This is a genomic window from Candidatus Electronema sp. TJ (genome assembly GCF_048287355.1).
In the GTDB taxonomy this organism is placed as follows: domain Bacteria; phylum Desulfobacterota; class Desulfobulbia; order Desulfobulbales; family Desulfobulbaceae; genus Electronema.
On sequence record NZ_JBLWEP010000096.1, the window covers coordinates 1 to 9,412 of the forward strand.

The following is a 9,412-nucleotide window of genomic DNA, read 5'->3' on the forward strand; positions in this document are numbered from 1 at the left end:
GATGATTTCTTGTATCATCTCCCTGTAACTAACTCATCACTTGCTATTTAGCCACACCGAAAAAACGCGGCTCAGCGGCATTTGCTGTTGACGGCGGAAATAAGCTGTGTTCTCATAGAAAAGGCTGAACACTGGCCTGCGGCCCGCTGCCGGAGGATTTTTTTTATCGAGGAATACAGAGATGACAGCTTTGGCTTTTCTTTTTTTCATCAGCATCTCAGGGGAAATCCCAGCACTTGAGCATGTGAGCGCGGTTGAGCAGTTCCGCTCGTTCCTGATCATCGGCGCGGATGAAGGAACAGGCAAAGAGAAGGATGAAAACCGCATCCAGCTCCTCAAAATGAACAATGACGGCAGCTGCGCGGTTGCGGACAGCATTCTTCTGATGAAGGGCGAGGGCAAGGAGCTGGATGTTGAAGGCATCTGCGCGGAAGGGGATCAGGTTTACGTCGTCGGCTCGCATTCCTCAAACCGGAAGAAAATTGATGAGGACAGCAGCTGGAAGGAAAACCGGGAAAGCTTTCATCAGGACAAGATCGAAGCCGAGGCCAGCCGCGACTGGCTCTTCCGACTGCGGCTGAACGACGCAGGAAAGGTGATTGCCAAGGACAGAATCAGCCTGCGCAAGATCATCAGGAACGATCCGGCCTTGAAAGTCTTCTGCGGCATCCCCAGCAAGGAAAACGGCGTTGACATCGAAGGTCTTGCTGTCAAGGACGGCTGGCTGCATGTCGGCTTTCGGGGACCGGTCTTCCGGGGCAATTACGTTCCAGTGTTGAAGTTGCGCTGGGAAGAGCCGGAGCAATACGAGCTGCTGTATGTTCGGCTCGGCGGGCGCGGCATCCGCGACATCGCCGCTGTGTCTGACGGCTTTCTGATCTTGGCTGGGCCGGGCGGCAGCGGCTCCGAATCGTATCAGATCTATCATTGGAACGGCAAAGACACGGTGCCGGGCAAAGACCGCAAGACAAAGGATCAAGGCAAGCTGCGCTTGCTGGGGGAAATTCCGATGCCGGATGAAAATTCCAAAGCCGAGGGTTTGGCTGTGCTGGAAGAGCGGGAGGACAGCTGGCAGCTTGTCATTGCCTATGACGGAGCCAAAGACCAGAACCGCCTGCTGCAACGCGTCAGCCTCCGCAAGAAGAAGGATTGATTTTTCTCATGACGGCATCAATGCAAATCATCGGCGGTGGCCTGGCTGGCTGCGAAGCTGCTTGGCAGGCGGCGCAGCGGGGCTGCTTGGTGGAATTATATGAGATGAAGCCGACGCGCTTCAGCCCGGCACACGAGTTAGACCTGCTGGGCGAGCTGGTCTGCTCCAACTCGCTGCGCTCCAACGCGCCGGATTCGGCAGTCGGTCTGCTGAAAGAGGAAATGCGGAGGCTGGACTCGCTGATCATGCGGGCGGCGGAGGCGACCGCTATTCCGGCAGGCACGGCTTTGGCGGTTGACCGGCTGCGATTTGCTGCATATCTGACCCAGGTCATGGCCGAGCATCCGCGCATCAGGGTTATTCGTGAGGAAGTCACCAACTTGCCGGAGACGGACAGGCCGGTGATTCTTGCCACTGGGCCGCTGACCTCGGAGGCCATGACTGCCAGCCTGATCGCCATGACTGGAGAGCAGCATCTCGCCTTTTATGATGCCATTGCCCCGATTGTGGCGGCGGATTCGCTCAACATGGAGCTGATCTACCGCAAATCGCGCTGGGATGATGACACGCCGGGCGATTACCTCAACTGCCCGATGGACGAGGCGCAGTATAATGCCTTTATTGAGCTGCTGGGCAATGCGCAAACCGTGCCGCTGAAGGCCTTTGAGGAGCCGAAGTATTTTGAAGGCTGCCTGCCGATTGAGGTGATGTGCGCCAGAGGCCGCGACACCCTGCGTTTCGGGCCAATGAAGCCGGTTGGCTTGGCTGATCCGCGCACCGGCAAGGAGCCGCACGCAGTTGTCCAGCTTCGGGCCGAGAACCGCGATGAGACGGCTTATAATCTGGTTGGCTTTCAGACCAAACTCACCTATGCCGAGCAGCAGCGGGTGTTCCGCACTATTCCCGGCTTGGAGCAGACGGAGTTTGTCCGCTTGGGATCCATCCACCGCAACACCTTCATCTGCGCCCCGGTCTTGCTTGATCAGTTTTTGCAGATGAAAAAGCGGCCCGGCCTTTTCCTTGCCGGTCAGCTTTCTGGTGTGGAAGGCTATGTCGAGTCAGCGGCGACGGGCCTGCTGGCAGGTATCAACGCGGCCCGCTTGGCGCTGGGGCAAACAATGGCCGCGCCGCCCTCAGGCACGGCTCTTTGCGCATTGATCCGTCATCTGACGGAAACTGATCCGGCTCATTTTCAGCCCTCGAATGTCAACTTTGGTCTCTTCCCGCCCTTGCTGGGCCGGGTACGGAAAAAAGACCGAGGCGGGCGGCGGGCGGAGCTAGCTCTGCGGCTGCTGGAAGAGTGGAAAGAGGAGTCTCTCGGTTAACATGACAGCAGTTCTATGCAAATGGGGATTCACCTCTACCGTCCTCTGGGCAATTGCCTTGATTGCATGGAGAAGGGTGCGCGGAATCGGCATCGCAGCGTACTTAGTCGGACTGCTCCTCCTGAAGATGCTGCTCATCAGCAGCACGGTCATGTTGCTGGGCCTTGCCGGATATTTGACAGCAGACAGTCTCGCTTTGCTCGCTGCGTTTGGCTGGCTGGGCATTGCGCTGTTTGGCCGACAGGAGCTTAAGAAAGCCGTTCAGCGACTGTTGCGGACGCTGGCTGTCATAAAGGCTGCTGCTGTCCGGCGGCCTTTGCAGGCTGCACTGTTGCTGACAACGCTTCTTTTCCTCATGGTGCGCATGGCAGCACATGTCTGGTTTCTGCCCCCTTATATTCACGATGCCAACACCTATCATCTGCCTCGAGTTGCTGAATGGATACAAAGCGGCACCCTCACTGTGCCGCATTTGCCAGTCAAGCGGGTTTACTGGCCCGCAGGATTTGAGCTGATGCAAACATGGTGGGCTGTTTTTCCGCATCACGACGCGGTTGTTGAGGCAGCAGGCATTCCGTTTTTCATGATGGCTGTTGCTGCAGTTTTTATTCTTGGCCGAAACCTTGGCTTGCAGCGGCTGACCTCTGCTTGGTGCTCTTTTCTGTTTGCCTTCACCCCTGCTTTGGCCATTAATGCGACCAGCTCCAAAAATGATATCGCCATTGCGGCCTTGTATCTTTACTTGGCAGCCATTTGGACAAAAGCGGTGGACCGACGGATCGCGGGCCGCCGCTGGCTGCTGACCTTTCTGGCTGTCTGTCTTGGCATCGGCATTAAACCCACCATGGGCTTCATTCTGCCGGGACTGCTTTGGCTTGGCTTTATTGGATTCAGGAAAACAGATATCAGGTTCTTCAGACGAATTAATATCTCACGCTGGGCAGCCGTGCTTGTCGCTGCGGCTCTGTTAGTCGGCAGTTATTGGTATGTGCGCAATTGGATCCGCTTTGGCAATCCTTTCTATCCGACATCTGTGCATGTGCTTGCATCAGGAGCTGTTTCAGCGACAGACGCTGGAAACGGCGGACAGCAAGGCGCATTCAGTCTCGCATCAGCCGGAGAGAACTGGCACTTGCTTTGGACAAAGAAAATTTATGATTTAGGAGGGCCTTGCAATCCTGATCTGCCTTCCATGACTGGCTGGGGCTGGTTCGTTTTTTCCTGCGGAGCAGGCTGCTTCCTCTGGGGCATATTTGTCAATCAGCGATTTCGTTGGACAGCATTGTCTTTCCTTGCCTCGCTTTTCTTGCTGTTTGGATGGGTGACTCCTGATCTTTGGAATATGAGGTTTGCGCAATGGTTTCCAGCTCTGGCTGCATTAGGATTTGGCGTGACAGTTCAGCATCAAAGATTGCTGGCAGCGGTTAGAAATGCTATGATCTTGCTGGCTGCCGCCTCCACTGCGCTGAATGCTCTCGGCATCCTGGGAAATGGATATGCAAAGCCGGAGGAATGGCTTGCTTTTATGAAAACGCCGGTGAGTCAGCGGGCACTTCGCCTTGGCGGAGTTGTCAAACAAAAATCGCTTGATGAACGCATTCCTGCTGGAGAGGTTATCCTCTTTATGGCGGAAAGTGATGATGCCTTCTATCCGCTGTACGGCCCGGGTTTTACTCGGCGGATACTTTATCCTGATGACCGACGAGACGGTTTCGCCGCCGCCATGAAAAAATATAATGCCAGATATCTTTACTTCCCTGATCATATTCAAAGAGAGAGAGAAAAACAGCGGCTGGCTGATGATTTGACAGCGAAGAGACTTGAGTCGTTAGGGCGAGGCGTGTATAAAATTGCAGAAAAGAATATTCCAAATGAAATCGTTCATCCATAACTACGGCAGATGGGTATCTCCTGCGGCCAGCCTGCTGCTCCTGCTGTTCAGCATCTGGTGTTTCAGCGTTTACGCGGAAGGAAAATGGAAAGACACTATAAAGTTTGCTAAAAACTGGATGGAACTGTCGGTCAGCAAACAATGATGTGTTCTCCGCGCATATTTTCATCTTGAAAAATAGCAAATGAAATTCCAATGCGGCACCTGCGGCAAATACTATCTGATTGAGAACGCGGAGGAGATCGGCAGCAAACAGATGCTCCGCTGCGCAGACTGCGGCAATGTCTTTGTGCTGCACAAGAATCTCGCTTTTTCTTCCTCCAGCCGGAACTCCAAGCTGATCTGCAAACGCTGCGGCAGTTTGATTGATGAGGGGGGAGGTGTCTGCCCGGTCTGCAATCCCGCACTCAAAAGCCTGCTCGAAGAATTCATGATCGACAACCGCGAATATGAATTCTTCGAGGTGCGGAAAGGCAAAGTTCGGTCCAAGCGGGGCAGGGGCGGACGGGGCAAGGCCGCGCTGCTGGCCGGAACGGCACTGCTCGTTATCGCTTTAGCTGCGCTTTCTGTTGCCCTGCTGCCCGGCAGCAAACGCGACACCATCAAGACCGCTGTCTTGAAGCCGCTCGGCATCGCAAGCAGGACGGAGACGCAAGTGGTCATCATGCGTTCCGGTCAGGCTTATTACGCCGAAAAGATTGAACATCAGTCTGGAATGGCAAGAATAACAGAAAAAAGCGGCAGAGTGGTTAATGTGGCGGAAAAAGACATCGCCCAAATCGCCCAAGCAGTGACCGAGGACTGAGCCGCCGCCGGACATTTCTTTAGCTGTATCTGTCCAGAGCTGTTTCCTGATCCTTCAACCGGAGTCTTCACCATGTATTTGCGGCGAATCTGTCTTTTCATTCTGTTTAGCCTCTTCCTTGCCGGAGGCAGGACAGAGGCCAGGGCTAAAGAGTCCCTGCCCGTCCCATATTTCTGCCAGACGCAGGGCTGGCCCCAAGACCGGAGCGACCTCAAACCTGATCCGGCTATGATGTTCGGCAGTCTGAAGAATGGCCTTCGTTATGTGATATTGCCCAACTCGGAGCCAAAAGGCCGGGTCAGCCTCCAGCTGAAGATTCACGCTGGCTCGCTGCATGAAAGCGAAGAGCAGCGCGGCACCGCCCATTATCTGGAACATATGATGTTCAATGGCACGGCCCATTATCCGCCCGGCAAGCTGGTGGATTACTTTCAGTCCATTGGCATGTCCTTCGGGCCGGACACCAACGCCCACACCACCTATGACGAGACGGTATATCAGCTCATGCTGCCTAACAGCGCGAAGGCGACCATCAGCGAGGGGCTGCGGGTGCTGGCCGACTATGCAGGCGGTGCGCTGCTTTTGCCGGATGAGGTGAACAGGGAACGCGGGGTCATCTTGGCTGAGAAGCGCGAGCGCGACTCCGCCGGGCAGCGGGTCTTCAAGGCGGACATGGAACAGGGCTTCGCAGACACCTTGCTGGCCCGGCGGGACGTGATCGGGGTGGAGGAAACGCTGAAGAAGGCGGACGCAGTCTCGCTCCGCCAGTTTTATGAAACGTGGTACCGGCCTGAGAACATGCTGCTGGCTGTTGTCGGCGACGTGGAACCGGCCCTGCTCAACGAGCTGATCGCCGAGCAATTCAGTCCGCTCAAGGTCAAGAAGGAGCAGGCAGCCTGCCCTGAGCTGGGCAAGCTGCCCAAAGGCGGCGTTGCGGCTTTTTATCAGCACGAGCCGGATCTCGGCCATGCCAAGATCACGATCGGCTCGGCGTGGAACACGGAGTCGGAGCACTTCACGCAAGCTGCCGCCCTACGCGGGCTGAAGGAGGCGGTTGCGTCCACGGTGTTCAATTACCGGCTTCAGCGGTTAGCCAACAGCAAGGACAGTCCGCTGACCAGTGCGCAGTTTCATTCCGGCAGGCTGTTTGGACGCTTCGGCTTTTCCTCTTTAAGCGCCAAGGCCGACGACGACCAATGGCAAACTGTCTTGAATCTGCTCAACACCGCGCTGCGGCAGGCCTTGGCCGCTGATTTCGCCGAAGCGGAGCTGGCGCGGGCAAAAAAGGAAATTATGAGCCTGCTCAAGCAGCAGCTTGAATCCGCAGCCAGCCGGAAAAGCGACACACTGGCGGCGGAGCTGCTCAGCACCCTGAATGAGGGCGAAGTGCCGCTTTCCCCGGCCCAAGAGATGGAACTGTACGGCCCGGCTCTAGAGAAGCTGACCGCTGCCGAGGTCAGCGCGGTCTTCCGCAGCCTCTGGCCGGAGCGGCGCTTAATCAAAGTGGCAGGCACGGCGGATCTGAGCGGCAAGGAGCAGAAGCCGGAGGAGTTGCTCCTCGCCGCCTTCACAACGGCGCAGACAGCGGAGCTTGCGCCTTGGACGCAGCAGGCTGAGGCAGTCTTCCCCTATCTGCCGCCGCCGACCGCAAAAGCCAAGGTGGAACGGCGCGCCGCCTTGGAGAAGATCGGCGCGGAGCAGGTGCTGTTCAGCAACGGCCTGACGCTCAACCTGAAGAAGACCGGCTTTGAACCAAATGAAGTGCAAGTGTCAGTCGTCTTCGGCAAGGGCGAGCTGTCCGAGCCAAAACCCGGCCTTGCCCTCTTGGCGCAGATGCTGCTGCCGGAGAGCGGCACCGGCGGCTTGGATCAGGATCAGCTCAAGGCCGCGCTGGCTCAGTATTCAATTCGGGCGCAGTTCCGGGTGGATGAGGACAGCTTCCAGTTCAACGGCCAAGGCTTGAGCAGCGAAATCGAGACGCTGTTCCAGCTGCTTCATGCCCATCTGCACGATCCGGCTTTCCGGGCGGACGCGTTTGACCGGGTCATGCGCAAGGCCGAGCAGATGCATGCCCAGATGGCGGGTTCTGTGGAAGGGATGATGCAAATCAAGGGCGAGCCGTTCCTTGCGGGTGGCAATCTCCGCTATGGCATCGCCCCGCTGGAGATGATGAAGGCGCGGACTTTGGAAGAGCTTAAGGCGTGGCTGGCTCCGGTTCTGAAAGACGAACCGCTGGAAATTTCCGTGGTCGGCGATTTTGACCCGGAGCAGGCGGTGAAGCTGGCAGGCAAATATTTCGGCGGCCAGCGCACGGGCAGACAGCAGGCGGCAGGCGGGAAAATAGTCTTTCCTTCCGGCCAGAATCTGACCCTGAACGTGATCACTGCCAGCGACAAGGCCATGATCACTGTCGCTTGGCCCACCGATGATTTCTGGGACATCGCCCGCACCCGGAGGCTCAGCGTGCTGGCCGCCGTGCTGGACGACCGGCTGCGCAAGCAAGTGCGCGAGGAGCTGGGCGATGCCTATTCACCTTATGTCTACAACCGATCCAGCACGGTTGATCCTGGCTACGGCGTGCTGCGCAGCGTGGTGCTGGCCGAGCCGGGCCAAGCTGCGCAGCTGGCTGGAAAGCTGAAGCAGGCGGGCAAGGAGCTTGCCGCAGGCAAGATCAGCGCCGACGAGCTGACCCGCGCCGTGGAGCCGACGCTCACCTCTGTTCGCGACATGGTGCGCACCAACCGTTACTGGCTGGAATCGGTGCTGGTCAAGTCGTCCCGGCATCCGCAGCGGCTGGAATGGCCGCTGTCCATCGAGTCAGATTTTGCGGCGGTCAAGGCTGAAGAACTGGAAGCCTTGGCGGCCAAATACCTCCAGCCGGACAAGGCGGCGGAAGTCATTCTTCTGCCAGCGCGGAACTGAGATTGCGCTGGGGGTAAGGGCGACCCTTGCGGTCGCCCTGATGAGTGCTCCTACCGCTTCCGCACCGCATTCGCATGGGCGGGAAAGCCCTCGTAGTCGGCAAACTGCATGGCCACGTCCTTCAGGCTGTCGTAGCCCTGCTTGGACATGTAGCCGATGGACGAGCGTTTGAGGAAGTCAAAGACCGTGACGCAGGAGAAGGTGCGGGCGAAGCCGCCGGTGGGCAGGATGGCGTTCACGCCCAAGGCATAGTTGCCGAGGGATATCGGCGTGTGCTGGCCAAGCAGGATTTCCCCGGCGTTGCGTATCTGCTGCAAGGCCAGCATCGGCTCGGCAGTCAGCACCTCCAGATGCTCCGGGGCGAAGTCGTTGACAAAGGCGATGGACTCGGCCAAGTCTTTGGTGAGCACAATGCCGCCGTAATTGGAGAACACAGTCGTGCAGAATTCTTTCCGCTTCTCCGGCAGATCAGCAATCAAGTCCGGCAGCAATGTCTTCACCCTGTCCGCCAGCTCACGTGAGTGCGTGACTAACAGCGCGGTGGAGTCCGGGCCGTGCTCCGCCTCAATCAGCAGGTCAAGGGCAGCAATGCGCGGGTCGGCCTGCTCGTCGCAGAGGATGATGGACTCGCTGGGGCCAGCGGGCGTGCCCACGTCAATGCGGCCATAGAGCAGCCGCTTGGCCGCCGACACGTAGGCATTGCCCGGCCCGATCACCTTGTCCGCCTTCTTCACCGTCTCAGTGCCGAAAGCCAAAGCGGCAATGGCCTGCGCCCCGCCAACCTTATACACGGTCTTGATGCCGCAGACCCTAGCCGTGAAGAGCGAGGCATCGTCAACCGTGCCTTCGGGTGTGGGCGGTGTGCAGATGACGATCTCCGGCACGCCCGCAATCACCGCCGGGATGCCGAGCATGAGCATGACTGACGGAAACGAGCCTTTGCCGCGCGGCACGTAGATGCCCACCGAGGTGATCGGCGTGATCTTCTCGCCCGCAAGGATGCCCTCGCTGATCTCGGTGAACCACATCTCCTCCGGCATCTGCGCCTGATGGAACTTGCGGATGTTGGCTGCCGCCCGCTCAATCACCGCCTTGATCTCCGGCTCCAGATTGCGCTCGGCCCGCTCGAACTCCGCCTCTGTCACCTGAATGGCTGCTGGGTCAAGCGTCACCTTGTCAAACTTGGCGCAGCACTCGACGATGGCCTGATCGCCGCGCTCCCGCACCGCCTTGATGATAGGCCGCACGGTCTCCTGAAAGCTCTCAATGTCTAATTCGGAGCGGCGCAGTATTCTCGCCTTGTCTGCGGCGGTGAG

The 9,412-nt window shown here is 57.9% G+C and carries 8 protein-coding genes; 6 read left to right on the top strand and 2 right to left on the bottom strand.

What is annotated here, in order from left to right:
• Window positions 1-36 precede the first annotated feature (36 nt).
• Complete coding sequence (locus ACNKID_RS08030; RefSeq protein ID WP_417912921.1) at window positions 37-210, bottom strand: hypothetical protein; 174 nt, start codon at window positions 208-210, stop codon at window positions 37-39.
• 34 nt (window positions 211-244) lie between these two features.
• Between ACNKID_RS08030 and ACNKID_RS08035 the strand changes: the two genes are divergently transcribed.
• The 6 genes from ACNKID_RS08035 (at window position 245) to ACNKID_RS08060 (ending at window position 8,096) form a co-directional block, all read left to right on the top strand.
• Window positions 245-1,153 (top strand): DUF3616 domain-containing protein, encoded by a 909-nt coding sequence (locus ACNKID_RS08035; RefSeq protein WP_417912922.1) that lies wholly within the window; start codon window positions 245-247, stop codon window positions 1,151-1,153.
• An 8-nt stretch (window positions 1,154-1,161) separates the two neighbouring features.
• The gene (trmFO, locus tag ACNKID_RS08040) at window positions 1,162-2,478 is read left to right on the top strand and encodes a methylenetetrahydrofolate--tRNA-(uracil(54)-C(5))-methyltransferase (FADH(2)-oxidizing) TrmFO (RefSeq protein WP_417912923.1); all 1,317 of its coding nucleotides are present in this window, start codon (window positions 1,162-1,164) and stop codon (window positions 2,476-2,478) included.
• 151 nt (window positions 2,479-2,629) lie between these two features.
• Complete coding sequence (locus ACNKID_RS08045) at window positions 2,630-4,369, top strand: ArnT family glycosyltransferase (RefSeq protein ID WP_417912924.1); 1,740 nt, start codon at window positions 2,630-2,632, stop codon at window positions 4,367-4,369.
• On the top strand, window positions 4,350-4,514 hold the full coding sequence (locus ACNKID_RS08050) for a hypothetical protein (protein WP_417912925.1): 165 nt from the start codon (window positions 4,350-4,352) through the stop codon (window positions 4,512-4,514). The genes ACNKID_RS08045 and ACNKID_RS08050 overlap by 20 nt, the downstream gene beginning before the upstream one ends.
• A gap of 39 nt (window positions 4,515-4,553) precedes the next feature.
• Window positions 4,554-5,174: a hypothetical protein gene (locus ACNKID_RS08055; protein WP_417912926.1), complete on the top strand. Its 621-nt coding sequence runs from the start codon at window positions 4,554-4,556 to the stop codon at window positions 5,172-5,174.
• A 72-nt stretch (window positions 5,175-5,246) separates the two neighbouring features.
• Window positions 5,247-8,096: a M16 family metallopeptidase gene (locus ACNKID_RS08060; RefSeq protein ID WP_417912927.1), complete on the top strand. Its 2,850-nt coding sequence runs from the start codon at window positions 5,247-5,249 to the stop codon at window positions 8,094-8,096.
• 50 nt (window positions 8,097-8,146) lie between these two features.
• On the opposite strand, the gene hisD is transcribed toward ACNKID_RS08060, so the two are convergent.
• On the bottom strand, window positions 8,147-9,412 hold a 1,266-nt coding region (gene hisD / locus ACNKID_RS08065; protein ID WP_417912928.1), incomplete at its 5' end, for a histidinol dehydrogenase.

Coding starts and splice junctions, on each gene's coding strand:
- ACNKID_RS08030 (WP_417912921.1), bottom strand. CDS start 210: ATGAAAAAAAGAAAAGCCAAAGCTGTCATCTCTGTATTCCTCGATAAA.
- trmFO (WP_417912923.1), top strand. CDS start 1,162: ATGACGGCATCAATGCAAATCATCGGCGGTGGCCTGGCTGGCTGCGAA.
- ACNKID_RS08050 (WP_417912925.1), top strand. CDS start 4,350: ATGAAATCGTTCATCCATAACTACGGCAGATGGGTATCTCCTGCGGCC.
- ACNKID_RS08060 (WP_417912927.1), top strand. CDS start 5,247: ATGTATTTGCGGCGAATCTGTCTTTTCATTCTGTTTAGCCTCTTCCTT.
- ACNKID_RS08045 (WP_417912924.1), top strand. CDS start 2,630: ATGTTGCTGGGCCTTGCCGGATATTTGACAGCAGACAGTCTCGCTTTG.
- ACNKID_RS08055 (WP_417912926.1), top strand. CDS start 4,554: ATGAAATTCCAATGCGGCACCTGCGGCAAATACTATCTGATTGAGAAC.